Annotated in this window: 22 protein-coding genes; 12 read left to right on the top strand and 10 right to left on the bottom strand. The window is 69.6% G+C overall.

Features of this window, described 5'->3' with window-relative positions; genetic code table 11:
• Positions 1-139 precede the first annotated feature (139 nt).
• The gene (locus ABEA43_RS30420) at positions 140-1,861 is read left to right on the top strand and encodes a S1 family peptidase (RefSeq protein ID WP_345567112.1); all 1,722 of its coding nucleotides are present in this window, start codon (positions 140-142) and stop codon (positions 1,859-1,861) included.
• An 18-nt stretch (positions 1,862-1,879) separates the two neighbouring features.
• On the opposite strand, the gene ABEA43_RS30415 is transcribed toward ABEA43_RS30420, so the two are convergent.
• Both ABEA43_RS30415 and ABEA43_RS30410 read right to left on the bottom strand, forming a co-directional pair.
• Positions 1,880-2,383: a hypothetical protein gene (locus ABEA43_RS30415; protein WP_345567110.1), complete on the bottom strand. Its 504-nt coding sequence runs from the start codon at positions 2,381-2,383 to the stop codon at positions 1,880-1,882.
• Between the two features lie 113 nt (positions 2,384-2,496).
• Entirely contained in the window at positions 2,497-4,308 is a 1,812-nt protein-coding gene (locus tag ABEA43_RS30410) for a glycoside hydrolase family 2 protein (protein ID WP_345567109.1), read from the bottom strand.
• Between the two features lie 147 nt (positions 4,309-4,455).
• Between ABEA43_RS30410 and ABEA43_RS30405 the strand changes: the two genes are divergently transcribed.
• The 5 genes from ABEA43_RS30405 to ABEA43_RS30385 are packed head-to-tail and all read left to right on the top strand — an operon-like array spanning position 4,456 to position 9,497.
• A complete protein-coding gene (locus tag ABEA43_RS30405) occupies positions 4,456-5,769 on the top strand; it encodes an extracellular solute-binding protein (protein WP_345567107.1) in 1,314 nt (437 codons plus the stop codon).
• Positions 5,766-6,692: a carbohydrate ABC transporter permease gene (locus ABEA43_RS30400; RefSeq protein ID WP_345567106.1), complete on the top strand. Its 927-nt coding sequence runs from the start codon at positions 5,766-5,768 to the stop codon at positions 6,690-6,692. Before ABEA43_RS30405 ends, ABEA43_RS30400 begins: the two co-directional genes overlap by 4 nt.
• Complete coding sequence (locus ABEA43_RS30395; protein WP_345567104.1) at positions 6,689-7,519, top strand: carbohydrate ABC transporter permease; 831 nt, start codon at positions 6,689-6,691, stop codon at positions 7,517-7,519. Before ABEA43_RS30400 ends, ABEA43_RS30395 begins: the two co-directional genes overlap by 4 nt.
• On the top strand, positions 7,516-8,523 hold the full coding sequence (locus tag ABEA43_RS30390) for an alcohol dehydrogenase catalytic domain-containing protein (RefSeq protein WP_345567102.1): 1,008 nt from the start codon (positions 7,516-7,518) through the stop codon (positions 8,521-8,523). The genes ABEA43_RS30395 and ABEA43_RS30390 overlap by 4 nt, the downstream gene beginning before the upstream one ends.
• Positions 8,520-9,497 carry a Gfo/Idh/MocA family protein gene (locus tag ABEA43_RS30385; protein ID WP_345567101.1) on the top strand — a complete coding sequence of 326 codons (978 nt, stop codon included), beginning with the start codon at positions 8,520-8,522 and terminating at the stop codon, positions 9,495-9,497. Before ABEA43_RS30390 ends, ABEA43_RS30385 begins: the two co-directional genes overlap by 4 nt.
• Here ABEA43_RS30385 and ABEA43_RS30380 read toward each other — a convergent pair.
• Entirely contained in the window at positions 9,491-10,471 is a 981-nt protein-coding gene (locus tag ABEA43_RS30380) for a LacI family DNA-binding transcriptional regulator (RefSeq protein ID WP_345567099.1), read from the bottom strand. The two genes, ABEA43_RS30385 and ABEA43_RS30380, sit on opposite strands and share 7 nt — an antisense overlap.
• A 108-nt stretch (positions 10,472-10,579) precedes the next feature.
• Positions 10,580-11,959: an alpha/beta fold hydrolase gene (locus tag ABEA43_RS30375; RefSeq protein WP_345567098.1), complete on the bottom strand. Its 1,380-nt coding sequence runs from the start codon at positions 11,957-11,959 to the stop codon at positions 10,580-10,582.
• Between the two features lie 103 nt (positions 11,960-12,062).
• Between ABEA43_RS30375 and ABEA43_RS30370 the strand changes: the two genes are divergently transcribed.
• Positions 12,063-13,121 carry a sensor histidine kinase gene (locus ABEA43_RS30370; RefSeq protein WP_345567097.1) on the top strand — a complete coding sequence of 353 codons (1,059 nt, stop codon included), beginning with the start codon at positions 12,063-12,065 and terminating at the stop codon, positions 13,119-13,121.
• Positions 13,118-13,756 carry a response regulator transcription factor gene (locus tag ABEA43_RS30365; protein WP_345567096.1) on the top strand — a complete coding sequence of 213 codons (639 nt, stop codon included), beginning with the start codon at positions 13,118-13,120 and terminating at the stop codon, positions 13,754-13,756. Before ABEA43_RS30370 ends, ABEA43_RS30365 begins: the two co-directional genes overlap by 4 nt.
• Here ABEA43_RS30365 and ABEA43_RS30360 read toward each other — a convergent pair whose 3' ends face one another.
• Complete coding sequence (locus ABEA43_RS30360; protein WP_345567093.1) at positions 13,757-14,884, bottom strand: methyltransferase; 1,128 nt, start codon at positions 14,882-14,884, stop codon at positions 13,757-13,759.
• Positions 14,885-15,411: 527 nt separating this feature from the next.
• On the opposite strand from ABEA43_RS30360, the gene ABEA43_RS30355 reads away from it, so the two are divergent.
• Positions 15,412-15,855 carry a hypothetical protein gene (locus ABEA43_RS30355; protein ID WP_345567091.1) on the top strand — a complete coding sequence of 148 codons (444 nt, stop codon included), beginning with the start codon at positions 15,412-15,414 and terminating at the stop codon, positions 15,853-15,855.
• On the opposite strand, the gene ABEA43_RS30350 is transcribed toward ABEA43_RS30355, so the two are convergent.
• On the bottom strand, positions 15,856-16,404 hold the full coding sequence (locus ABEA43_RS30350; RefSeq protein ID WP_345567089.1) for a hypothetical protein: 549 nt from the start codon (positions 16,402-16,404) through the stop codon (positions 15,856-15,858). It abuts the gene before it with no gap.
• Positions 16,405-16,450: 46 nt separating this feature from the next.
• A complete protein-coding gene (locus ABEA43_RS30345; RefSeq protein WP_345567086.1) occupies positions 16,451-16,960 on the bottom strand; it encodes a DUF2867 domain-containing protein in 510 nt (169 codons plus the stop codon).
• A gap of 99 nt (positions 16,961-17,059) precedes the next feature.
• On the opposite strand from ABEA43_RS30345, the gene ABEA43_RS30340 reads away from it, so the two are divergent.
• Both ABEA43_RS30340 and ABEA43_RS30335 read left to right on the top strand, forming a co-directional pair.
• Positions 17,060-17,614 (top strand): TetR/AcrR family transcriptional regulator, encoded by a 555-nt coding sequence (locus tag ABEA43_RS30340; protein WP_345567084.1) that lies wholly within the window; start codon positions 17,060-17,062, stop codon positions 17,612-17,614.
• Between the two features lie 115 nt (positions 17,615-17,729).
• Entirely contained in the window at positions 17,730-18,167 is a 438-nt protein-coding gene (locus tag ABEA43_RS30335) for an anthrone oxygenase family protein (RefSeq protein WP_345567082.1), read from the top strand.
• Here the strand turns inward: ABEA43_RS30335 and ABEA43_RS30330 are convergent.
• From ABEA43_RS30330 to ABEA43_RS30320, 3 genes are all read right to left on the bottom strand, one after another.
• Positions 18,105-18,623 (bottom strand): phospholipase, encoded by a 519-nt coding sequence (locus tag ABEA43_RS30330; protein ID WP_345567080.1) that lies wholly within the window; start codon positions 18,621-18,623, stop codon positions 18,105-18,107. The genes ABEA43_RS30335 and ABEA43_RS30330 overlap by 63 nt on opposite strands.
• Positions 18,624-18,752: 129 nt before the next feature.
• The gene (locus ABEA43_RS30325; RefSeq protein ID WP_345567078.1) at positions 18,753-19,691 is read right to left on the bottom strand and encodes a carbohydrate kinase family protein; all 939 of its coding nucleotides are present in this window, start codon (positions 19,689-19,691) and stop codon (positions 18,753-18,755) included.
• Entirely contained in the window at positions 19,688-20,857 is a 1,170-nt protein-coding gene (locus ABEA43_RS30320) for a hypothetical protein (protein ID WP_345567076.1), read from the bottom strand. Before ABEA43_RS30320 ends, ABEA43_RS30325 begins: the two co-directional genes overlap by 4 nt.
• A 303-nt stretch (positions 20,858-21,160) precedes the next feature.
• Between ABEA43_RS30320 and ABEA43_RS30315 the strand changes: the two genes are divergently transcribed.
• Entirely contained in the window at positions 21,161-24,301 is a 3,141-nt protein-coding gene (locus ABEA43_RS30315) for an AfsR/SARP family transcriptional regulator (RefSeq protein WP_345567075.1), read from the top strand.
• Positions 24,302-24,373 lie beyond the last annotated feature (72 nt).

The raw sequence follows: 24,373 nt of genomic DNA, 5'->3' as shown, positions 1-24,373 counted from the left end.
TGACGGGCGGCGGGTGACGGGCGGCGGGTGATGGGCAGGTGACGGGCAGGGCCCGGGGTTCACAAGCCGGCTCCAAGCCATGGACAAGAGCGCCCCCTCACCATTTCCCTACGTGAGCGGATATTTCAGGAAGAGATGGATGAAGACCGTCGCGGTCGCGGCGGCGGTCCTGACGATCGCGTTGCCCGTCGCGCCCGCGGCGGCCGACGCCGCGCCCGACGAGCGGCCCGACATTCCCGTCGGCACCTGGCTGGCGGCGCGTACCCAGCCGGCGGTCCAGCTGACCAGCTTCACCTACACCGGTACGGTCGCCGTCCCGACCAGCACGATCAATCAGACCGCGTTCAACCAGCTCAGCGAGCAGGCCGTGGTCGCCGTGCAGGCGGGCAAGATCTCGTCGGACGAGCGCAGCATCGCCAAGTGGCTGTTCCAGCGGATCGCCGCCGACGTCGACACCTACCTCACCGAGACCACCCCGGAGCGTACGGTGGACGCCGAGGTCGGCGGCCTGTGCACCGGCTGGTGGGTCACCCCCGACGGGTACATGGTCACCGGAGCCCACTGCGTCCAGGTCGGCGAGACGGAGCTCAGCCAGCTGTTCGCGCAGCAGGCGCTGGCCAAGTTCAACGAGCAGGACGCCAAGGAGATCATCTCCGGCCTGCGGGGCATCGAGGCCGACGAGGAGATGGTCAAGCTCGCGCAGCAGATCTACGTCACGTTCAACACCGGCCACATGAAGATCCGCGGTCTGAAGCAGAGCCTGTCGGTGCTGCAGAGCCTGCCGGGCGGCGGCGTGGACAAGACGGCCAAGGCGGTCCCGGCCGAGCTGGTATCGGTGGGCGAGAGCTACCCCGGCAAGGACTTCGCGCTGCTCAAGGTCAACGGCCAGCAGAACCTGCCGACCGTCCCGCTCGGTGCGGACGCCGACGTGCGCACCGGAGACACGCTGTACATCAGCGGCTTCCCCGGCCTGGTCACGAACACCCCGTTCTTCAGCCTGGAGTCCAAGCTGGAGCCGGCGCTGACCGAGGGGCCGTTCAACGCCAAGCGGGCCACCCAGACCGGCGTGCCGTACATCCAGACCCAGGCGCCGTCCTACCACGGCAACTCCGGCGGGCCGGTGTTCAGCAAGGAGGGCAAGGTCATCGGCATGCTGATCGCCGGCACGGTCAGCGCGGGCGGCGAGGCGTCGGAGAGCGAGAGCTTCGTGCTGCCGGTGAGCATCATCAAGGAGAAGCTCGGCGAGAAGAACGTCAAGCCCGCCCAGGCCATGACCACGATCCGGTACAACGAGGCGCTGAACGACTACTTCCGCAACTACTTCGAGGACGCGCTGCCGAAGCTCCGCGAGGTGCAGGCGCTCTTCCCGAACCATCCGTACGTGGCCAAGTACATCAGCGAGACGCAGGCGGCGATCTCGGCGGGCAAGGACGAGTCGCCCAGGCCGATCCTGATGTGGGTGCTGATCGGAGCCGGCGTGCTGGTCGCGATCGTGCTCGCGGTGCTCGTGGTGAAGGTCCTCGGCCGGCGCCGCTCCCGTCCTGTGCCGGCTTACGGCGCGCCTCCGGTCAACGGCCCGTACGGCGCGATGCCGCCGCCCTCGTGGCAGCAGCACCAGCTTCCGCCCGCACCCCAGCCGGCCCGCGGCCCGTACGGACACAACGGCGGCGACGGCTACGGCCAGGGCGGCTACGGGTACGGCCCGCAGTCCGACGGCCAGGGCGGCTACGGGTACGGCCCGCAGGGCGGCCGGCACGGCTACCATCCCGCACCCCCGCAGGGCCGGCCGTACCTCGGCGACCAGACGCGCGACGTCCGCTACGGCCAGTTCGCGCCCCCGCCGGACGGCCCCGCCTCCTGACCGGGCGGTGCCTCCCGGTCAGAGCCCGAACGCCTCCGTCACCCGCCCGGCCAGCTCGTCCTCGGTCATCCCGTCGCCGACCTCGATGACACGAAGACCGAGCCGCCGCGCCTCCCCGCCGAGGCGTTCCGTGAACAGGCGATCGCGCTCAAGCAGGTTGCGCAGCGCCCGTTCCGGATCGCCGGTCTTCCCGGCGATCTCCCACAACGAGCCCCTGCTCTCGAACGCGGCCCGGCGGAAGCCGGGCGTCGGGAGCAGCCAGACGGCCTGCCCCAGCATCGCCAGGAGCGGCCGCACGAGGTGCGGCAGCAGCCGGAACCCCTCGACGATCACACCCGGCTCACGCGGAAGGCGCAGGAGGTCTTCGACGATCAGGCCGAAGCCCTCGCCCCGATACCAGTGGAACGTCTCCAGCATGGCCTCCGGAGACCGGTTCACCCATCGCTCGTCCATGTCCATGGCCACGAACTCGCTCAGGAACGGACTGTCCTCCGGGGTGCTCCGGCGGGCATGGTCCGGCATCACGTCGTCGGTCGCGTAGAGACGCAGGCCGTGCCGAGCCGCCAGGCGACGCCCGATGGTCGACTTTCCCGCGCCGCTCCCGCCACCGATCCACAAAACGTGCCGGAGCCTGTTCAGGTCGCATCTTCGGCGGCGGCCCGCCGGGCCTGGACCGCGCGGACGCGTTCGACGTCGAGCTTGGTCGTCCGGTCGAAGCGGTAGATGCCGTTCTCCTCCTGGAACACGTCGGTGAGCTGCGTATAGCAATAGCCGAACATGTCCGGGTCGTCCAGCAGCACGCCGGTCAGCCCGGCGAAGCGGGTGTGGAACTCCTCCTCGCTCCGCACGCGCTGCCCATAGCCCCAGGACTGCACGCGGTCCGCGTCCTGCTCGGTCCCGGCGAGCTCCGGGTTCCACCAGATGCCGCCGTACTCGCTGACGAAGTACGGCTGGCCGCGGTAGGGGACGGAGATGGGCCCCTGGGGCGAGGTGTTGGCGAAGGGCCGGTCCTTGCCCAGGCCGCTCAGCTCGCCGGCGAACGCGCCGGGCTCCTGCTCGTAGTGGTGGGAGTCGTAGATGTCCGTCTCCGGCACGCGATGGCTGTAGCCGGAGGCGTCGATCACCGGGCGGCTGGGGTCGGCGAGCTTCGTGGCCAGGAACATGCCGCGGGTGACGTCGTCGAGCTGGGAGACACGGTCGTGGATCGGCTGGGAGGTCTCGTTGAGCGGGCACCACCCGATGATCGACGGGTGTGAGACGTCCCGCTCCAGGACCTCCAGCCACTGCGTGATGAAGGAGGCGGTCGGCCGCTGCTCGCCCTCGGAGAAGGCGCCCCAGTCGCCGAACTCGCCCCAGACCAGGTAGCCCAGCCGGTCGGCGTGGTACAGGAAACGCTCCTCGAACACCTTCTGGTGCAGGCGCGCGCCGTTGAAGCCCGCGGCCACCGACAGCTCGATGTCGCGCAGCAGCGCGGCGTCGCTGGGCGCGGTCATGAGGCCGTCGGGGTAGTAGCCCTGGTCCAGCACGAGCCGCTGGAAGACCGGGCGGCCGTTGATGAGCACGCGCTTGCCGTCGACGGCGATCGAGCGCAGCCCGGCGTAGCTGTCCACGGAGTCCGTGACGACGCCGCCGACGTCGAGCAGCTCGACCCTGAGGTCGTAGAGAAAGCCGTCGCCCGCCTCCCACAGGCGCACCCGGTCCGCGGGGAGCTCCAGGCGCAGCGAGGGGGCGAGGTCCACGTCGGCGCGGGCGGTCGCGGTGGCGACGACGCCGTCCCCGTCGGCGACGCTCACGCGCACCGAGGCGCCGGGGCGGTTGCCGGACAGCGGGACGACGACGGTGAAGGAGGAGGTCGCGACGTCGGGCGTGCAGCGCGGGCGGCGCAGGTGCACGTCGGGTACGGGCTCCAGCCACACCGTCTGCCAGATCCCCGTCGTGCGGGTGTAGAGGCACTCGTAGTTCTGGTACCTGGTGGACTGCTTGCCCCGTGCCTGCGGCCCGTACCGGGAGTCGCGGGCGCGTACCACGATCGTGGCCTCCTCCCCGGGGCTCGCCGCCTGCGACAGGTCCGCCGTGAACGGCGAGAAGCCGCCGCGGTGGCGGGCCACCTCGACGCCGTTCACCCACACGGTGGCGTCATGGTCGACGGCGCCGAAGTGCAGCAGCGTCCGGCGGCCCGCCCACGCGGCCGGGATCGTCACGGTGCGGCGGTACCAGACCGCCTCCATGAAGTCCGTGTGCTCCACTCCGGACAGCTCCGACTCCGGCGCGAAGGGCACGGTGATCGTCCCGGAGAGCGCACGTTCGCGCAGGCCGCGCTCCAGGCCGGAGTCCGCGGCATCGATCTCGAACTGCCACGGCCCATTGAGGTTGAGCCAGTCCTGGCGGACCATCTGCGGGCGCGGATATTCCGGCCGTGGCACATCGTGGGCAGCGGAAATCGACATCTGGCACCCTTCGGGGTTAGCGCAATCATGGGATTAGTCAAGACCTTTTGCTACGTAGCAGAGTGTGCCACACTCCCTCCAATCGGAGTCAACATCCACCTACCCTCCGTTGTGAGGGCAGGTAGGACCCTCTGCGAGGAACCACGTATGAGTGAGTGGCGCAATTCCCGGCTCTCCCGCCGCAGGGTGCTGCAAGTCGCGGGACTTTCCGCCCTGCTGGCCGGCTGCGGCACGGGGCCGGCCGGGCGCAGTACGCAGGAGATCTCCTTCTGGCATCTCCTCACCGGCGGCGACGGCGAGCGCATGAACCAGATCGTGACCAAGGCCGACGCGGACATGCCCCAAGCCCGCATCAAGCAGGTCGTCCTGGCCTGGGGGCCGCCCTACTACACCAAACTGGCGATGGCGGCGGCCGGCGGACGCGCACCCGACCTCGGCATCGTCCACATGTCGCGCCTTGCCGGGTATGCCCCTGGCGGCCTGCTCGACCCCTGGGACCTCGGCCGGCTCGCCCGCTACGGCGTCGGCGAATCGACGTTCACGGCCCCGGCCTGGAAGAGCTCGATCGTCAACGGCAAGGTCTACGCGCTGGCCCTGGACTCCCACGCGTTCGTCGCCTTCTTCAACACCGACCTGGCCGGCAAGGCCGGGCTGCTCGACGCCGCGGGGAAGCTCCCGCCGATCAAGAGCATGGACGACATGAAACGTGTCGGCGCGGAGTTCAAGAAGGTCACCGGCAAGCCGTACGGACTGGCCTACGGGTTCCTCGGCGACGGCGCCCAGCTGTGGCGCCTGTTCTGGACCTTCTACAGCCAGCACGGCGCGACCTTCGACCTGTCGGGCGAGAAGTTCGCCTACGACGCCGAGGCGTTCGGCGAGTCGGTCGAGACGATGCGCAGCCTGGTCGACGGCGAGGTGGCCTCCACCAGCGCCGAGTACGCCACGGCGACCTCGGCGTTCCTCGGCGGCGACGCCGGGCTGGTCTTCTCGGGCGTCTGGGAGCTGCCGCAGTACCAGGACAAGAAGATGCCGCTGGGCGCCCTGCCGGTCCCGAACATGTTCGGCACGGGCATCGACGCGGCCTGGGGTGACTCGCACACGTTCGTCCTCCCCCACCAGTCGAACCCGGACGAGGAGCGGCGCGAGCTCGCCTACGAGGCGGTCTCCAAGATCCTGAAGAACTCGTTGCCCTGGGGCGGAGCCGGGCACACGCCCGCCTACCAGCCCGTCGTCAACACCCCGGAGTTCAAGGCGCTACGGCCGAACAACGACTACGCGGCCACGGCGACCTACCTCCGCTACGACCCCCCGTCCTCGTTCACCGGTTCGGGCTCCAACTTCATGACCCAGTTCGGCGGCGTCATCCAGAACGCGCTGATCGGCCAGACCTCGGTCAAGGACGCGGTCGCCGACTTCGCCGATCGTGTCAACGTCCTCATCTCCAAGGCGGTGCAGCGATGACGTCGGCCACCCTCGCGAAGGGCGCCGTCACCCGGGCGCCCGCGGCCCCGGCCCGGGTGGGCAGAAGCCGCGCCGGGCTGCTCTACGTGCTCCCGTTCTTCGTGTCCTTCGCGCTCTTCCTCCTGTGGCCCACGGTCTACGGGATGTGGATGAGCCTCACCGACCGCGACCTGGCGGCCGGCGCCGAGCCGAAGATGGTCGGGCTCGCCAACTACGCCGAGGCCCTCACCGACCCGATGGTGTGGGCGACGTTCGGCAACACGCTGCTGTTCACCGTGCTCACCACGGTCCCGCTGATCGTGCTCGCCCTGGTGGCGGCGTTGCTGGTCAACATGGGGCTGCCGGGGCAGTGGGTCTGGCGCATGTCGTTCTTCCTGCCGTACCTGCTGGCCTCGACCGTGGTCAGCCTGTTCTGGAAGTGGCTGTACAACCCCGAGCTCGGGCTGATCAACACCGTGCTCGGCGCCTTCGGGGCCGAGGGCGAGAAATGGCTGCAGGACCCGGACTTCGCCATGGCGGCCGTCGCGGTCACCACGACCTGGTGGACGCTCGGCTTCAACTTCCTGCTCTACCTGGCCGCGCTGCAGAACATCCCCGGCACCGTCTACGAGGCCGCCGCGATCGACGGGGCGGGCAAGTGGCGGCAGCTGTTCTCGATCACGCTGCCGCTGCTGCGCAACACCACGATGCTCATCCTCGTCCTGCAGATCCTGGCCTCGCTCAAGGTGTTCGACCAGATCTACCAGATGACGGCCGGCGGCCCGGACGACGCCACCCGCTCGATCCTCATGTACGTCTTCGACACCGGCTTCACGGGCTACCGGCTCGGCTACGCCGCGGCGATCTCGTACGTCTTCTTCGCCATCATCCTGGTCCTGTCGCTGCTGCAGCTGAAGTTCGCCCGGAGGTCCGAGCAGGCATGAAAAGCACCAATGCCGGGCGCGTCACGGCCTTCGTGGTCCTGGCCCTGTTCAGCCTCCTGATGCTGGCGCCGTTCCTGTGGGCGGTGAACACCTCGCTCAAGTCCGAGACGGACGCCGCCGCGTCCCCCGTGACGTTCCTGCCCGACGGCGGCTACACGTGGGAGATCTACGCCGAGATCTTCCGGATGGGCAACGTCCCCACCTGGATGGGCAACAGCCTGATCGTGGCGTCCGGCGTCACGATCCTGACGCTGGTGATCTCCACGCTGGCGGGGTACGCGTTCTCGCGGCTGGACTTCGCCGGTCGCAAACCGCTCCTGGCCCTCACCGTCGCCTCGATCATGATTCCCGGGACGATCTTCATCGTGCCGCTCTTCGACGAGATGCTCGCCTTCGACATGGTCGACACCTACTGGGGGCTCATCCTGCCCCAGGTGGTCGCGCCGGTGATGGTGTTCATCCTGAAGCGCTTCTTCGACAGCATCCCCCGCGAGATCGAGGACGCCGCGCGGGTGGACGGGGCGGGGCCGTTCGTCATCTTCCTGCGGATCGTGCTGCCGCTGTCGCGGCCGATCATCGCGACGGTGGCGATCTTCACGTTCGTGGGCGCGTGGAACAACTTCCTGTGGCCGTTCATCGTGACCAACGACCCCAACCTGATGACCCTGCCCGTCGGGCTGCAGACCGTCAGCAACGGCTTCGGCGTCGTCTTCGCCCAGCAGATGGCCGGCGCCATCATGGCCGCGCTGCCGCTGATCATCGTGTTCCTGTTCTTCCAGCGGCAGATCATCAAGGGCATCGCCACCACCGGGCTCGGCGGCCAGTGACGACGACCGTCACCACGGCGCCGTTCCTGGCCGGCGCGGGCAGGGTGGAGCGGCGTTCGCACACCTACCCCGAGCCCGGTCCCGGGCAGCTGCTCGTCCGGCCGCGGGCCAACGCGCTGTGCGGCAGCGACCACGGCCTCTTCCGCGACGGCAGCCCGGTCGTCGCGGGTCACGAGGCCGCGGGTACGGTCGTCGCGGCCGGCCCGGCCACCGCCACGCCGGTGGGGACCCGTGGGGTGATCTACCTCATGGCCTACTGCGGGCGGTGCCGGAGCTGCCGCGCGGGCGCGACCAACCTGTGCCTGGACAAGGCCGGCGACATGGGCTTCAACCGCGACGGCGGCCTCGGCCCGCTGGAGGTCGTCGAGGAGCGGATGTTCTTCCCGATCGGGGACGATCTCCCGTTCCCGCTGGCCACGATGCTCCTGGACGTCATGGGCACCAGCGGCGCGGCGCTGAACAGGGCGCTGAGCGTCCGCCCCGGCATCGGCTCGCTGCTGATCACCGGCGCGGGCCCGGTCGGCGTCGGGGTGCTGGCCGTCGCCCGGCTGACCCTCGGCCCGGACGTGCCGATCCACGTCAGCGACGTCTCAGAGTGGCGGCTGTCCTTCGCCGAGTCGCTCGGCGGCATCCCCGTCCACGCCGGCTCCATCGGGGACGTGCCGGAGGTGGACGCCGCGGTGGACGCCTCCGGCCGCGCCACCGCCCGGCGGTCCGCCCTGGACGGGCTGGCCAAGGGCGGCGTCCTGGTGTGCGTCGGGCACGGGGAGGACCTGCGGCTGGACGTCTCGCCCGACCTCATCGCCACCGGCCGCGCGGTGCTGGGCAGCGAGTACTTCCCGTACGCGGACTTCCCCGTCAATCTGGAGGTCCTACGGCGGAACGCCGGCTACCTCGGCAGGATCGTGACGCACACCTTCGACGTCAGCGAGACCGCGCTCGCGTTCGAGACGTTCCTGTCCGGAGAGTCGGGCAAAGTGGTCGTCACCCAGGAGGACGGATGAGCGAGCCGGCCCGTGTGGCCATCGTCGGCGCTGGACAGTGGGGCGAGCAGCACGCGCGCGCCTTCTCCAGCCGGGCCGACTCCCGCGTGGTGGGGGTGTTCTCCCGCGACCTGACCCGTGCGGAGCGGCGCGCGGCGCGCTGGTCCACCCAGGCGTACGACGACGTCGGCCGCATGATCGACGAGACCGGGCCCGACCTGATCAGCGTCTGCCTGCCCAACACCGAGCACTACGCGCCCACGCTCGATCTCATCGGGCACGGCGTCCCGCTCCTGGTGGAGAAGCCGCTGGTCTTCGACCTCGGCGAGGCCGACAGGCTGCTCGACGAGGCCCGTGCGCGTGACCTGTTCTTCGCGATCAACTTCAACCACCGCTACGCCGAGCCCGTCGTGCTCGCCAAGCGCGACCTCGACGACGGCAGGCTGGGCGATTTGTCGTTCGCGACCTGGCGGTTCGGCGGCGAGGGCAGCTCCGCCCACCACCCGCACGCCAACCTCATCGAGACCCAGTGCCACGGCATCGACCTGCTCGAACACCTGCTGGGCCCGATCGACGCGGTCAGCGCCGAGATGACGAGGGGCGGGTCCACGCTGGTCGTGGCCGCGCACTTCGCCTGCGGCGCGGTCGGCAGCCTGCTGGGCTCGTACGACTCCTCCTACGCCTACCCGCGCACCCACCACGTCGAGGTCAACGGGGACGCCGGGCGGCTGCTGATCGACGACACCGCCAGGCGGTACGAGCTGTCCGCCGCAGGCTCGGAGGCGCGCACGGTCTGGGAGGCCGGCTACTTCAACGACCGGGGGCGCTCGTTCCACGAGACGTTCGACGCGCATCTCGACGCGCTCATGCCCGCGCTGCGGGCCGGGGCGCCGCCGCCGGTGCACGCCGCGGCCGGCCGGCGGGCGCTGCAGGTCGCGTATCTCGTCATCGAGGCGATCGACACGGGACGCAGGGTCGCGGTCCCGCCTCACTGACTCGACTCGCGCACCTTCAGCCGGAAGTCCACCATGATGTGCTGCTCGCGCCCGCTGGGCTTGCCGGTGATCTGCTCGTGCAGCATCGCGACGGCGTTCGCGGCCAGCGCCTCCACGTCGGGGGAGACGGAGGTCAGCGACGGCGTCGCGTAGCGTGCCTCCTCGACGTCGTCGAACCCCACCAGCGCGACCTCCTGCGGCACCCGGATCCCCCGGGCGTGCAGCGCCCGCAGCGCGCCGAGTGCGAGGGAGTCGTTCATCGCGAAGATGGCGTCGGGCATCGGCCGCCCGGCGTCCAGGTGCTCCTCGATCGCCGACTGACCGCCCTCGCGGGTCCAGCCGGCCCCGACCAGCAGCTCCTCATGCGCCGTCAGCCCCTCTTCGGCCAGCCCGTCGAGAAAGCCCCGCGCCCGCATGCGTGCCGTCTGGCCGCCGTGGGGGTCGTGGCCGAGCAGCATCAGCCGGCGCCGGCCCGCGCTCACCAGATGGCGGACCACCGCGGCGGAGGCATCCTTGTTGGGGATGCCGACGTGATGGACCTGGCCCTCCAGCACCTGGTCCCCCACCAGCACGATCGGATAGTCCACGCGCCGGCGCTGCCCGTCCTCCGGCCGCAGCGACAGGGCCATCATGATCGCGCCGTCGGTCAGCTGGTTGCGGCCGCCCGTCAGGACGGTCAGCTCGTGCTCGCGGTCCGAGCCGGTCAGCTCGATCAGCACCGTGTAGCCGAGCGCCTCGGCCTCGCGCACGACCGGGCCCGCCAGGTCGGCGAAGATGCGCGCCCTGAAGTCGGGCACGACGAGCGCGATCAGCCCCGTACGGGCGGACCGCAGGCTCCTGGCGGCCGCGTTGGGGACGTAGCCGAGCGCCGCCATGGCGTCGAGCACGCGCTGGCGCGTCTCCGGGCGGACGAATTCGTAGTTGTTGACGACGTTGGAGACCGTGCGCTGGGATACGCCGGCGACGCGAGCCACGTCATGCATGCTCACGGCCATCAGCGCGACGCCTTGCCCAGGGTCGGGATCACGGCCTACATCGTAGTGTCGGCAACGCCCGAACTCATCGGGATTTTCGCCGCCGGGTCACGGGCAGGTGGTTCCCTTGGGTGGCAGCCGGCGCTCGGTGATGTACGCGCTGACGTGGCCGATGACGCAGGGGTTGGCCATCGCGCCGAAGAGGTTGTGTCCAGGGCCGTCGTGCCGGATCGTGCGGCTGCCGGGGATCTGCTCGACCACCCGGCGGGTGGAGTCATAGTCCTGCCAGGCGCCCGCTCCCAGGAACGGCGGCAGCGTGCGGGGCATCGGCTTCGGCGGGTTGGTCACCGGGGTCGGCCAGCCGGCGCAGGTCAGCGGCAGATGCCAGGCGAGGGCGAAGGAGGCGCCGGTGTTCGGGGCGATGGCGCGCAGCCGCTTGGCGGTGCGCGCGACGGCCCGCTGGTCGGCGGGGCGCGGGAAGTCCAGGCACTCCTTGTACCCGCCGCCGGGTACGCCGGGATACGGCTGGCGGCTCGACAGCGCGAAGTCGGACGCGTCTCCTGCCTCGGCCGCCGCGATGGCCGCCACGAAGGCGCCCCAGTTCGTGGGGCCTGACCTGAGCTTGAGGAACCCGGTCGCCTGCAACTGCGTGCCGTTGAATTCGGCCTCGACCTTCGGGGCGGGGATCGGCTCGCGGTTCGCCTTGGCGACCAACGCCCGCCAGCGCTTCTCCGTCCCGGCGGGCGCCCAGGCGAAGAACCGGTCCATGAAGCCCTCGGTCTCGCGGGCCATGGCGTCGAGCTCACGTTCCCAGTTGCGCGGGCTGTGGCTCTTGGTCCCGTCGATGTACATCGTCCGCACCCGCTGCGGGAACAGCCGGGCGTAGGACTGCGCGATCGTCCCGCCGTACGACAGGCCGAGGAAGTTCATCTTGTCCTCGCCGAGCGCCTGGCGGATGGCGTCGGCGTCCCGGGCGTCAGAGGCCGAGTCCATGTGGTCGAAGAGCGCGGGATCCGTGCTGCGGCACTTGTCGGCCCTGGCCTTGTTGGCGGCGGCGATCCGGTCGAAGCCGGCCTGGTCGGCTGGGAAATCCGGGGTGCGCACGAAGCCCCAGTCGCACTGGAGCACCGCGCCGCTGAGCCCGGCGTAGCCGCGCGGGTCCCACGTCACGACGTCCATCGACGTACGGATCTTGTCGAAGATCTGGGTGCGCGAACCGAGCGAGGCGATCTGGTACCCCTGGGGGCCACCGAAGTTGACCAGCACGGAGCCCTTCTTGACGCCGGTGGCGGGCAGGCGGGCGACCTTCAGGGTGATCTTGCGGTCGTTCCCCGGTGCCAGGGCGACGGGCAGGTCCGCGCACTGGAGCTGGGGCGCGTCCGCGATGGGGCAGGCGCTCCACTTGAGTGCAGGCTGCCCTGAAGAGGGCGAGGTCTGGGCGCTCAGCGGGGTCGCGAGGACGGCCAGTGCCATGAGTGCATTGAGCATGCGCAGAACGCTAGGAGCGGGTGCGGGCCTGGGTCTGCCCGCGAAAGTCAGCAATCGTCGTTGACCAAAGTTGACAGCGGCAGCCATGAGTAGGGTGAGGCGTATGTCGAGGTATGCGGCGCTTGTCGCCGCCGTCGTGGTCGCGGACACGGCGCTGCTGTGGTTGACCGGACAGCGGGGATGGCTGCTGGCCGCCTACGCCGTGGCGGTCGCGCTGACCATGGCGGCGATGAACCGGCAGCCGTACGCGTCCTTCCTCTCGGCGCTGACGCTGGCGGTGCTCACCGGCGGGTCGCTGGCCCTGCTGGCCTGCACCGGTTTCCAGGCCGGGCACCGCATCTCCAGTCGCAAGGACGTCGCGGTGACGGCGGGCGCGGTCATCACGTACGTGTGCGCCCTGCTGCTGGCCGTGGAGCGCTCCGCCGCCGAGCAGGAGACGTGGATCGCGCTGGCCCGCGTCGCCGTGCTGACCGCGCTGCCGCTGCTCGCCGGCCGATATGTGGCTCAGCAGCGCGAGCACCTGCGCAGGGAGCGGGCCCTCGTCGCCGAGCAGGAGCGGCTGCGCGAGCGGCTCCGCATCGCGCACGACATGCACGACTCGCTCGGGCACCTGCTCAGCCTGGTATCCGTGCAGGCGGCCGCGCTGGAGGTGAGCCCGTTGCCGCCGGACCAGCGGCGCGCGGTGCGCGGGCTCGCGGACAACGCGCGTGCCGCCGCGACGGAGTTGCACGAGGTGGTCGGCGCGTTGCGCGGTCATGACGTACCCGGGCTGGAGGAGATCGGCGACCTCGTCGCCCGGTCGCGGGCGGCGGGCGCCCCGGTGCGGGCCGAGACGCGCGGCGAGGTCGTCCCGCTCACCGACCCGCACGCGTCTCACGCCGCCTACCGGGTCGTTCAGGAAGGGCTGACGAACGCGGTGAAGCACGCGTCCGGCGCGCCGATCACCGTGTCGCTCGACTGGCAGCCCGACGCTCTCCTGATCTCGGTGTCGAACCCGATGCCCCGCTCCTCCCCTGCCCAGGGCGGCGGGAGCGGGCTGCGCGGGCTGACCGAACGCGTCGCCGCGGCCGGGGGCCTGCTGCGGGTCCACCCGGGACCGCGCGAATTCCGGCTCGTCGCGATGCTGCCCCTGGTGCCGGCCCTCGCGGGCGCCGCCGCGTGATCAGGACGCTGATCGCCGACGACGAGCCGCTCATCTCCACCGGCATCCGGACCGTCCTGGAGTCGGCGGGGGACATCGAGGTGGTGGCCGTGGCGCGCGACGGCCGCGAGGCGGTCGCGGCCGCCCGTCGGCACTGCCCCGACGTCGCGCTCCTGGACATCGCGATGCCGGTCATGGACGGCCTGACCGCGGCCGGCGAGCTGACCGGGCCGCGCGTGGTGCTGCTCACCGCCTTCGGCGATGAGGACAACGTCCGGCGGGCGGTACGGCAGGGCGTGTCCGGGTTCGTGCTGAAAACGTGCACTCCGGACGAGCTGATCCGGGCCGTCCGGGCCGCTCATGCCGGGCAGGCGTACCTGTCGCCGGCCGTGGCGCGGCAGGTGCTGGACATGGCGGCGCCCGGGGACGACGAGCGCGTACGCGACGCCGCCCGCCGCCTCGCCGCGCTCACGGCCCGCGAGGCCGACGTGCTCGCCCTGGTGGCGCAGGGCCTGTCCAACGCTGAGGTGGCCCGGCGCGTCCATCTGACCGAGGCCAGCGTCAAGACCTACGTCAGCCGCATCCTCGCCAAGCTGAACTGCACGAACAGGGTCCAGGCCGCCCTCCTGCTCCGGGACTCGACCTCCCTCGGCTGATCAGCGACGCCTGGCTACCAGGAGGCTCAGGCCGTGCGGCAGCGGCCGCGTGTGTTCGACGGCCAGGCCGGCCTGCCCCAGCAGCCCGCGGATGTCGCCCAGCGTGCGCTCCTGCCCGCCCGCGAACAGCGTCAGCATCTTGATGTCCAGCGCCACGCTGGCCGACGGCGAGCTCACCGGGTCGTCCTCGACGATCGAGTCCACGATCCACAGCTCGCTGCCGGCCGTCATCAGCTCCGCGACCCGGGCCAGCAGCTTGGCCGCCTGCTCGTCGGCGTAGTTGTGCACGACGTTGCACAGCAGCAGCAGCTCCGCGACCGGCAGCGGGTCGGCGAACATGTCGCCGTCCAGCACCGTCACGGCGTCGAGGCCCAGCTCGTTCAGGTGCCGCCGAGCCTCCGCGGCCACCTCCGGCAGCTCGAACAGCGTCCCGCGCAGCCGCGGATCGCGCTGCAGCAGCTTCGCCAGGACGATCCCGGTGCCGCCGCCGATGTCGGCGACGCTGCCGAACCGGGACAGGTCCTGCTCGGCCAGGGCATGCGCGACCGAGTGGCTGCGGGTTCTCATGAACTCGTTGAACAGCCGGCCCTCGGCGGGACGGCTCTGCAGGTAGGCGTAGGGCGTGGGCACCCCGTACGTGTCCAGCGCGACCGGCACGCCGCGGGCGATCGTCAGGTGCAGCAGGTGGGCCGATTCCCACCACAGATCCTGTCCCCAGATCAGCGTCCCGGGCGCCAGCGAGTCGTCCTGGCCACTGACGAGCGGCCGGCCGTCGGCGGTGAGCCGGTACCGGCCGCCGTCGTCCCGGTCGACCAGGCGCAGGTGCTGCAGGGCCCGCATGAGGCGGTCGAGCAGCCGCTCGTCGGGACGGCCCAGGCCGGAGGCGCCGGCCACGGCGTCGGCCAGCGCCTCCAGGTCGTGCGGGCGGGCGGCCAGCAGGTCGATGATCGACAGCTTCAGCGCGGCCTGCATGACCGTGAACATCGTGAAGCCGTCGATGATCCCCTGCAGCCGATCCCGGGCCGGCCCGGGGCTCGTGGCCGGCCCAGGGCTGGTGGACGGCTCGGGACTCTTGGACGCCTCCGGGCTCATGGACGGCTCAGGGCTCGTGTCGGGCTGCCGGCTCATGGGGCCGCCTTCGCGTTCGGAGTGGCGGACGGCTGCGCGATGAACCCCGGCACGCATAACAGAGCCGGACGTATGGACCGTTTCACGAGGGTTCTCCCTTCGAGACGCGCCACAACCAAGCATCGAGTGGACCATTCCGTGGCAGGCTTGGCAACGCCCGCCGACCGGAAATCCGCTGTTTCCGCGAGCGGCGGCGGCCCTTACCTCGATCGGCCATCTCCGCAGGTTCGTGTCGCGCTTGGCCAGATTCGCCGCGTCCGCTGTACTCGTACTGATGGCTACCGCCACGGCGGACCCCGACGGCGCGCATCGACTACGTGCTGGTCTCGGCGGACGTTCAGGTCCGGTCGGCCACGGTCGTCGCGAGCGACGCCTCGGACCACCTACCGCTGATCGCCGACCTGGTGGTGACCCGCCACTGACCTCCGCGGTAGCCGTACGGCGCCGGCAGGTGCTTTCGTGGACAGGCCGGCCGCGTCCGAGCCGACGCGCCGGCCTGGACCGGGAGGTCGTGTGGACAGCACGGTGTGGATCGCGATAATGCCCGTACGGCGCGGATCCAGGCCGAGACCGCCGCCAAGGCGCAGCAGCACGGCCAGATACGTGAGGCGCGGCGGACGGCTTACCTGGAGTTCCTGGAACAGGCCCACATCACCGGCGAGCTCTATTACCGGCTCGGCGACGAGGCTGACGAGAAGCTTGCCAAGCTCCAGGAGCTGCGCACCGCCCTGCGGGACGCCTACGATCCGCTGGCCCGGTGCGCGAGGGTGGTGCTGATCGAGGGGCCAGAAGCCGTCGCCGCGAAGGCCGGGGCCGTGCGTGAGGCGGTCGCGGAGGCCAACGGAGCGCTGTGGCACCTCGCGCAAGACGCCCCGGAAGCGCGTTCGCGGTTCGACGACGCGCATCGCGTGTTCCGCGACCGGCTGCAGAGCTTCATCGAGACGGCCCGGGCGACCCTCGGATCCCCGTGATCAGCGCCAGAGGAACACCAGGGCGGTGAGGGCGAGGGTGAGGGCGACGAAGCCCGGGGTTCTGGGGTTGCGGGCGGCCTCCCGGTGCGAGGAGATCACCAGCGTGGCGGCCAGAGTGAGCGCGGTCAGCACGTGCAGGCCGTACCAGATGACGATGGGAACCTGGCCCAGGACGGTCCCGGACAGCAGGTCGTCGGCGGATCCGTAGCCGGCGAGGCCGCTGAGCAGGACCAGGCCCAGGCCCAGCAGGGCCGGCGCGTACCGGAAACGGCCGAACATGGTCCAGACGAAGGCGCCCAGCGCGAGCAGGAGCGAGGAGCTGTGGTGCAGCTGCCGGATGAGCAGGCCGCCGCGCACCTCGAAGCTGAGGCTCAGGACGGAGCTGTAGGCGGCGCTCATCGGTACGCCGTGCAGCGGCTCGTAGCCGCCGGTGTACGGCACGATCCGGCCGTCGGGCGTGTAGAAGAAGGCCAGGAAGGCGCCGGTGCACAGGAGGACCACGAAACAGTAGACGAGCATCTCGCCGACCAACTGCCGCGCCCGCTCCATTCGGCATATTTCACCATAAGAACCGCTGCCACCCGCCCGGCACGCGTCAGCCGCGCGTCACATGACGGTCTATCTTCGCCGCCGCGACGCCGAACACCCTGGGCACCAGGCGGCGGTGGACGGCGGACAGCGGTGGCCACACGAGCCGGCCCAGGAGCCGGTCATAGTGCAGGAAGGTCGCGAGCGAGACCCGCCCGCCCGAGACCTGTACGAGCAGGTTGGCGTTCAGGAACCAGGACGCGGTTTCGAGCCGGATCCAGCCGTCGCCACGCCCGCTGATCCGCCATCCGGCCACGGTGTCCGGCGATCGCCCGTGGCTGAGCCGGAGCCCGAGGAGGCCGCGCCAGATGAACCGCTCCCCTGGGCTGGGGACGTCGCCGAACATCGCCCGAGCCCACTGCTCCGGTGTCGCGACCGCATCCGCCGGGAGGGTGAAGAGGTCGGCGTAGTCGATGTCCGGCAACGAGCTGAGGGCTCGGAGGGAAACCGGGATGTTCTGGGCTCCGACGGCACTGCTCATGGCGGCCGCGCGGCCGTTGTCCGGATGTGGGGTCATCTCACCGTCTCCGTTCGTGTATACGCCACCGTATAAACTGGAGAATAGCCCGACTATACGGTGGCGTATATAAGGCGGAGAGGTGAGGTGAGACACATCGTGGCGACCACTCGCACGCCGCGCGACAAGTGGATCGAGGAGGGCCTTCGGGCGCTGGCCGACGGCGGCCCGGATGCCGTCCGCGTCGAGGCGCTGGCCAAGCGGCTCGGCGTCACGAAAGGCGGGTTCTACGGGTTCTTCGCCGACCGCGACGCGCTGCTGACGGCGATGCTGGACGTCTGGGAGCGGGAGAGCATCGACGAGGTGATCGACCGCATCGAGATCGAGGGCGGCGACCCGAAGACCAAGATCCACCGCGCGGGCATGCTCACCTTCTCCAACGACCGCCTGCTGCCCATCGACCTCGCGGTCCGCGACTGGGCCCGGCGCGACGAAGCGGTCGCCGAACGCCTGCGCCGGGTGGACAACCGGCGCATGGAGCTGCTGCGCGAGATGATCGGCACCTTCTGCTCCGACCCCGACGAGGTGGAGGCCCGCAGCCTGCTCGCCTTCTGCGTGGCGATCGGCGCGCACTTCCTCGCCGCCGACCACGGCGACCGTACCCGGGCCCAGGTCCTCACCCGCGCCGCCGACCTGCTGCTCAACCGCCCCTGACGTACTGACCGGGGGTAATGAGAGGCCGCGTACCCCGAGCGGGCGTAGACGGGTGCGTATGCGTTTGAGCGCGCCGCCCATGGACCGTCTCACCGCCAGCGATCACCATAGGGACATGTTGATTCTGGCTCTCGTCACACTCGCCTTGCACGGCGCCCTTGCGGGCCTCTTCTACACCTTCTCCATGTCCGTCATGCCCGGCCTGAACGCCATCGCCCCCGAGCAGGCCGAGGAGGCCATGCGGAGCATCAACAGGAAGATCCTCAACCCCTGGCTGTACATCGTGTTCCTGGGCTCACCGATCGCGGCGCTGGTGGCCGGGTTCCTCGCGGGTGGCTCTGCCGCGCTCTGGTTCTTCGCCGCCGCCGCGGTGAGCTTCGCCGGCTCGTTCCTCGTCACCGTGGGGATCAACGTGCCGATGAACAACGCGCTCGACGCGGGGAAGATGTCGTGGAAGGACTACTCGTCGAGGTGGACCACCTGGAACACGCTACGCGCCGTCGCCTCCATCGCCAGCCTCGTCCTGGTCGGGGTCGGCCTGGCCAATCTGTGAGCCGATGACCCCGAGAGCGCCGAAACGCCGGACCGCCTGGTAGTACGACCAGGCGAGCCCGTCGCAGGTGGATCCGGCGGCTCTGCCGTACCCGGCGCACACCTGCCGCAGGTCGGCGAGGAACGCGCTGTCGACGTGCTCCTTGTTGGGCAGGAACCGGTGCACGGCCTTGTAGTTGCGATAGCCGAAGTCGTGCCGCCTGCAGGCCATCCGGAAGTCGAACCCGAACGGCCGGTCGGGGCTCCCTGAGCACAGGTCGGTGGACCAGTCGAAGGCGTAGGCGGCCCACGATCCCCGGTCCTCCCAGGCCTCGCGCCACGCCGCGGAGCTGGGAACGGTGGGCTGGGTGAGCCCGGAGAGCGCGGCGAGCTTCTGCTCCACCGTCATGGCATACGCCGCAGAGGGGTACGCGAGGACGGTGGTCAGGGCGAGGGCGGCGAATGATCGTCCAACCATGAGAACCTGCTTGTCTTGCCCGAGGCCGGTACCTGTTCACGGCCAGCTTCGCTTCGACCTCGCGAGGCTGAGGCCGGATGCGGGCCAGTGGCGAAGCAGTTCTCATCCAAGGTTTCTCCATGGAGCGGTTCATCCGTCGCCGTCCCAGCGGTCGAGGAACGTCGTGACGGGGTGGCTTTCCCGCAGCCGCGCCAGCTCGGCGGCCGTCAGCGAGGTCGCGCCGGGAAAGGTGTCACCCACTTTCCAGCCGGCGTGCAGCACCGCGTCCTCAAGCGCCGTCACGGGGTTCCGCGTCGCGAGCCAGCTATGGACGAACGACGCGAAGAGCGCGTCTCCGGCGCCCGCAGTGCTCACGACACCGCGGGGCGCGACGGCTTCGACCTTGACCAGGGCTCCGTCGGCCACGCCCATGACACATCCCCGCCCGCCAAGACCGACGGCGGCGACCGCGCATCCGGGATAGCGCTGAAAGATCTTCGCCATCCACTGTCTTGGAGGGTAAGGCAGCCGTTCGTGGCTGCAGAAGATGATGTCGGCGACCTCCAGCCAGGGCCTGTTGTACGCGTCGTCCACATCCGTGATCAGATGAACGTCGACGGCGATCGGCACACCTCGTTCACGTGCATGTCCGAGAAGCGGGCGGACGAACGCGGTGTTGGTGAGCACGGCGAGGTCGGCCCCGGCGATGAGGCCGCGGAACACCTCGATGGGGTACTCGACGGTATTGACGGCGGCGACATACGGGTGGCCGGAACGTCGTCCATCCGAGGCCACCAGCACAACGCCGAGGGAAGATCGCGGTGCCGTCACCACTCCTGGCCCCCGCAGTCCTCTGGCACGCAGCGCGGTGTCGATCGCCTCGCCGGCCAGATCCTTGCCCACGAGAGTGCAGAGCCGAGCCTCGTCGCCAAGGGTGTGGAGGGTGCTGGCGATGTGGCAGGCGGCGCCGGACACCTCGGCTCTCATCCATTCAGGGAACCGTTGCGCCTCGTACGGCAAGGGGAACTCCGCCACGGGCATGGCCATGTACAGGCTGGTGACACCGGCTACGACGATCGTGCTGCTCATCTCTTCTCCTCTGGGGCCATGTGCTCGGGCGAACCGATCAGATAGGGCGGAGGAACCGAATCCGCCCGCAGAAGAACCAGCGGCTGTGGCAGGCGCATCAGCCGGTACAGCAGACGCCGCATGTTCCGATCGAAACGGCCCGGGGCCGAGGTGAGCCGTGCCACGACCGCGGCGTGCCGTCCCGGGTGGTGTCCAGCGGCGGCTGCACGCAACTGGGCCGACAGCGGCTGATCAAGCAGCAGCCGGGGCGCCGCCGAGGACAGGAGTCCTCCGGCGGACTCCGGATCCACGTCGTCCCCGACGTCGCCGACCAGGAGGACGGAGGCGCCGCAGACGGTGCCGTACACCGCGGCCGAACCATGGTCCCCAACCACGTGGTCGGCGGCGACGAGGGCGCCGCGCCAATCCGCTTCGGGCGGCACCAGCGCGAGCTCTTTCTTCAGGCAGTCGGCCAGCCAGGCGCGGATCTGCCAGACACCGTGGCCGAACCAGATGTTCGGATGGAGAAGGGCGGCGATGCGGTAGCGGTCGCGGGGAAGCTCGGCCAGCATCCGCCGGAGCAGGCCCGCATGCCTGCCGAAGAGGGAATCCGGTCCCCAGGTGGAGGTCACCACGACAAGCTCATGCTCGTCCGGAACGCGGAGAGCCCGTCGGTACGCGCGGCGCTGTCGCGAGCTGGCGACCAGCCGGTCATGCGAAGCGTCGCCGACGACTTCGGCGACCGCCACGGCCTCTGGGCAGCTCTGCGCCAGCCGCCGGCGCTCTGCGTCGTGTGCGAGCACGATGGCCGACGGAAGCACCGTGCCGTCCCGGACCAGCTCCTGAGCGCTGAGCCCGTACAGGCCACGAGCCGCCACCGCTCCCCCGCCCAGCCGCCGGCTGACGAGTTTGCTGTAGCCGGCCCCGTGCGGGATGACCACGAGCGGCGCGTGAACGTTCTCGATTCCCCCATAGGCGGCGCAGATGGCGAGGTCGAACTGCTCGCGGATGGCCAGATGCCAGGGAAGCGTCACGCCGCCGATGCGCGCGAGCAGTTCGGCCACCCCGTTGTTGAACACGTCCGGACCCATCGTGAAGACCACCTGTATCCGGAGGTCGGCAGCGAGAAGGCGGACGACGTCCAGCAGACGCTGGCCTGACGTGACCGTATGGACGACCACGAGCACGGTTCTCGGACTGCGATGCGTCACCCAGCGCGGCGCATCCGGCCCGATTGGCACCCGGTATCCCTCTGAACACAACATGGGACTTTTGAACCCCCCGTCAGCAAACGGCACCCTTTTGACGCGCCGTATCCGCCTGGCCGTAACCCCCGCACAGCGGCTCAATACGAGAATCCATGAGAAGCCTGGACAAAACCTTGCAACAACCGTGAAGCAGACAAGTCAGACAGCTGATGGCGTATGGACCATTAACGAGGTCTGCGGGAAACTGACGGCAGGGGTCCTTTGATCGCTGGAAGGACATTCATGGAGTTTCGAATACTGGGCTCCGTGGAGTTATGGGCAGACGGAGAGGCATGTGACCTCGGCTCGGCCAAGGAACGGCATGTGCTGGCCGTCTTGCTCCTGACTCCTGGGCAGCCCGTGTCCATCGAAACCATGATCGATCGAGTTTGGGACGAAGCACCGCCGTCGAAAGCGCGCGAGAGCGTCCACAGCTATATCGCACGCCTGCGTGGCCGGCTGAACCGGCGACTCGGCGACACCGCGGCACGCTTGAACTCTCGTTCCGGTGCTTACGTGCTAGAAATCGACCCCCAAACGGTCGACCTGCACCGGTTTCGACGACTGAACGCCCAGGCAAGGGCCATCTCGGACAGCGGAGACCGGAAGGACGCGCTGCGGCTGCTCCGGGAAGCCGAGAAACTCTGGCGAGGGGATCCGCTTTCCGGCTTGTCCGGGGAATGGGTGACGAAGCTGCGGACGAGCCTGGAGAGCGAGCATCGCGCGGCAATCGGCATGCGGCTCGCCCTGGAGCTCGACGCAGGCCGTCATGCCGAACTCGTCGGCGAACTGTACGGCTTCGTCCACCAATATCCCTATGACGAGTCGTTCGTCCAGCACTTGATGGTGGCGCTCTATCGTTGCGGACGTCAGGGCGAGGCACTGGAGGCCTACCACCGGGCGAGTCATCGCCTCGTCGAAGACCTCGGCGCCGAGCCTGGACCATCCCTGCGCGGAACGTACGAACGCATACTCCACGGCGATTCCGATCTGGCCACGCCTCCAGCACGCCGGCACGCTCCCACAGAGCCGCTCGCCGACAATCTGCCCCGGGATGCGCCCGACTTCACCGGGCGAGAGACAGAGCTCAATCATCTGTACGACGACCTGGAGCGTTCCTCTGCGGCGGTGACGATCAGGGCCATCGACGGCATGGCCGGGGTCGGCAAGACGGCGCTCGCCGTCCACATGGCTCACGAGCTGGCGGACCGGTATCCCGACGGGCAGTGGTATCTGCATCTTCGGGCCCACGATCCGCACCAGCCGCCGATCGATCCCGCCCAAGGACTCGACGTCCTGCTGCGGCTTCTGGGAGAGGACCCGGAGCGGATTCCTGAGGCGCTGGAGCCGCGTGCCGCGCTGTGGCGCGCGCGGCTCGCCAGCCGCCGGATGTTGATCCTGCTCGACGACGCCGCCAGCGCCGAGCAAGTGCGACCTTTCCTTCCGGGAAGACCGGGCTGCCTGGTACTGATCACGAGCCGACGACGGCTCGCCGGACTGGAGGGCGTACGTCCGCTTTCGCTGGACGCGCTCATGCCGCCTGAGGCGGCATTGCTCTTCCGCCGGATCGTCGGCCAGGACCGACGGCTCGACGCCGGGGACGTCAACCGGCTCGTACGGCTCTGCGGGCATCTCCCGCTCGCGGTCACGATCATGGCCAACAAACTTCGCCACCGGCCGGCACGAGGTGTCGAAGACCTGGTGGCGAAGCTGTCGCGCTCCAAGGACCGGCTGGCCGAGATGTACGCGGGCGACAGCGACCTCGTCACCGCGTTCGATCTGTCGTACCGCGAACTGTCGCCGGGACGGCAGAAGGCGTTCCGGCGCCTCGGGCTGCATGTCGGCACCGACCTCACCATCGGGGCGGCCGCCGCGCTGATCGGCTGCGATCTCACCCAGGCGGAACACGCCCTGGAGGAGCTCATCGACCGGCATCTCGTGGAGGAGCCGCATTCCGGCCGGGTTCGGTTCCACGATCTCCTGCGGGCGTACGCCCGGGAACGCGCCGCCGAGGAGGAGCCCTCCGAGGAGCCACAGCGCGCCGTCCGCCGGCTGCTCGACTTCTACCTCTACACCGCCGACCAGGCCGACCGCGTCCTCTATCCGCACAGACGCCGCACCGGCGTGAATGTCGTCCACCCACCCGATTCGCCGTCCGTCGACACTCCGCGTTCCGCCGCGGAGTGGCTGCGTGCCGAGCGGGCCAACGTGCTGATGTGCGCGCATTACGCCGCCGAGCACGGATATCTCGCAGATGCGATCCAGCTTTCGCAGGCCGTCGCGACGTACCTGGAACGATCCGCTCATTGGGAGGACGCCGCCCGCGTTCACGAGCTCGCTCGCCGAGCCTGCCAGGAAATCGATGATCGCGAGGGCGAGGCGCGCGTGGAGCTTGAGCTCAGCCTGGTGCGAAGCCGCACAGGCCATTACGCCGCGGCTTTGGAGCACGCCGGCAAGGGTCTCGACACCTTCCGCGCGCTGAGCGATCGGCGTGGGGAGGCGGACACACTGGATCATCTCGCCCGGGTGTCGTGGCTTTCCGGGCGCAATCGGGAGGCGCTGGGATACGCGGAGAAGGCGCTCGCGTTGTTCCGTGAGATCGAGGACCGGCATGGCGAAGGCAACGCGTTGCTGCATTCGGGGATCGCGCTGTCGTACCTGGGACGCGCGGATGAGGCGATGGCGGCCTTCGAGAGCTCGCTCGAGATCGTGAACGGGACGGGCGACGTCGCCATGAAGGCCATGGTCCTGAACAATCTGGGTGAGTTGCGTTTCAACCACGGCGATTATCGGGGCGCGCTCAAGCTTTTCAGGGAGGCTCTCGCCATTCTACGTGAGACCGGCTGGCGCCAGAACGGCGCCGTCGCGCTCAACAACATCGCGAATTGTCTTGAGCGTGAAGGACGCAGGGATGAAGCCCTGCATTTCTATCGCGAAGCGTTGACGATCTATCGGGAGACCGGCGACCGGAGACACGAAGCCGACACGCTCAGCAATATCGGGTCTACTTATCTGAGCATGGACCTCAATGCCGAGGCGCTGATTCATTTCCAGAAGGCGCTTTCCATTGCCCGGGACATTGGAGATCCGTACGAATCTTCGCGCGCACTTCAGAGGATCGGCGACAGTCAGCGGCACAGCGGCCAGTTCGCCCTCGCCAGGGAGAGCTACGAGCGGGCGCTCGATCTTGCTCGCGAGCTCGGCGACCCGTTTCTTGAGGCCAGCTCACTTCTGGGGCTGGGCGAGGTCCTCCTCTTCATACAAGGCAGGAAGGCCGCCGAGCAACCATGGCGTCAGGCCCTAGCGCTCTTCGAGCGCCTTGGTGCACCAGAAGCAGACTATCTTCGGGATCGCCTTGAAATGCCACGGAATGCGAAAGCGTGATTTGGGCCTGTACGGGAAGCACCATTACCAGATAGGCTACACCACATGCCCCCAAGCGGCATGATTGCCCGA

Origin of the sequence: Nonomuraea rosea (assembly GCF_039539705.1) — a bacterium.
GTDB lineage: Bacteria > Actinomycetota > Actinomycetes > Streptosporangiales > Streptosporangiaceae > Nonomuraea > Nonomuraea rosea.
Note: the sequence above shows the minus strand (reverse complement) of the source record. Positions and strands in the feature narration are given on the sequence as shown.

Excerpts from the sequence above, each read along its gene's own strand:
- ABEA43_RS30420 (WP_345567112.1), top strand. The coding sequence starts at position 140 with ATGAAGACCGTCGCGGTCGCGGCGGCGGTCCTGACGATCGCGTTGCCC.
- ABEA43_RS30385 (WP_345567101.1), top strand. The coding sequence starts at position 8,520 with ATGAGCGAGCCGGCCCGTGTGGCCATCGTCGGCGCTGGACAGTGGGGC.
- ABEA43_RS30370 (WP_345567097.1), top strand. The coding sequence starts at position 12,063 with ATGTCGAGGTATGCGGCGCTTGTCGCCGCCGTCGTGGTCGCGGACACG.
- ABEA43_RS30395 (WP_345567104.1), top strand. The coding sequence starts at position 6,689 with ATGAAAAGCACCAATGCCGGGCGCGTCACGGCCTTCGTGGTCCTGGCC.
- ABEA43_RS30415 (WP_345567110.1), bottom strand. The coding sequence starts at position 2,383 with ATGCCGGACCATGCCCGCCGGAGCACCCCGGAGGACAGTCCGTTCCTG.
- ABEA43_RS30410 (WP_345567109.1), bottom strand. The coding sequence starts at position 4,308 with ATGTCGATTTCCGCTGCCCACGATGTGCCACGGCCGGAATATCCGCGC.
- ABEA43_RS30375 (WP_345567098.1), bottom strand. The coding sequence starts at position 11,959 with ATGCTCAATGCACTCATGGCACTGGCCGTCCTCGCGACCCCGCTGAGC.
- ABEA43_RS30405 (WP_345567107.1), top strand. The coding sequence starts at position 4,456 with ATGAGTGAGTGGCGCAATTCCCGGCTCTCCCGCCGCAGGGTGCTGCAA.
- ABEA43_RS30330 (WP_345567080.1), bottom strand. The coding sequence starts at position 18,623 with ATGGTTGGACGATCATTCGCCGCCCTCGCCCTGACCACCGTCCTCGCG.
- ABEA43_RS30400 (WP_345567106.1), top strand. The coding sequence starts at position 5,766 with ATGACGTCGGCCACCCTCGCGAAGGGCGCCGTCACCCGGGCGCCCGCG.
- ABEA43_RS30345 (WP_345567086.1), bottom strand. The coding sequence starts at position 16,960 with ATGACCCCACATCCGGACAACGGCCGCGCGGCCGCCATGAGCAGTGCC.
- ABEA43_RS30360 (WP_345567093.1), bottom strand. The coding sequence starts at position 14,884 with ATGAGCCGGCAGCCCGACACGAGCCCTGAGCCGTCCATGAGCCCGGAG.
- ABEA43_RS30335 (WP_345567082.1), top strand. The coding sequence starts at position 17,730 with ATGTTGATTCTGGCTCTCGTCACACTCGCCTTGCACGGCGCCCTTGCG.
- ABEA43_RS30325 (WP_345567078.1), bottom strand. The coding sequence starts at position 19,691 with ATGAGCAGCACGATCGTCGTAGCCGGTGTCACCAGCCTGTACATGGCC.
- ABEA43_RS30350 (WP_345567089.1), bottom strand. The coding sequence starts at position 16,404 with ATGGAGCGGGCGCGGCAGTTGGTCGGCGAGATGCTCGTCTACTGTTTC.
- ABEA43_RS30315 (WP_345567075.1), top strand. The coding sequence starts at position 21,161 with ATGGAGTTTCGAATACTGGGCTCCGTGGAGTTATGGGCAGACGGAGAG.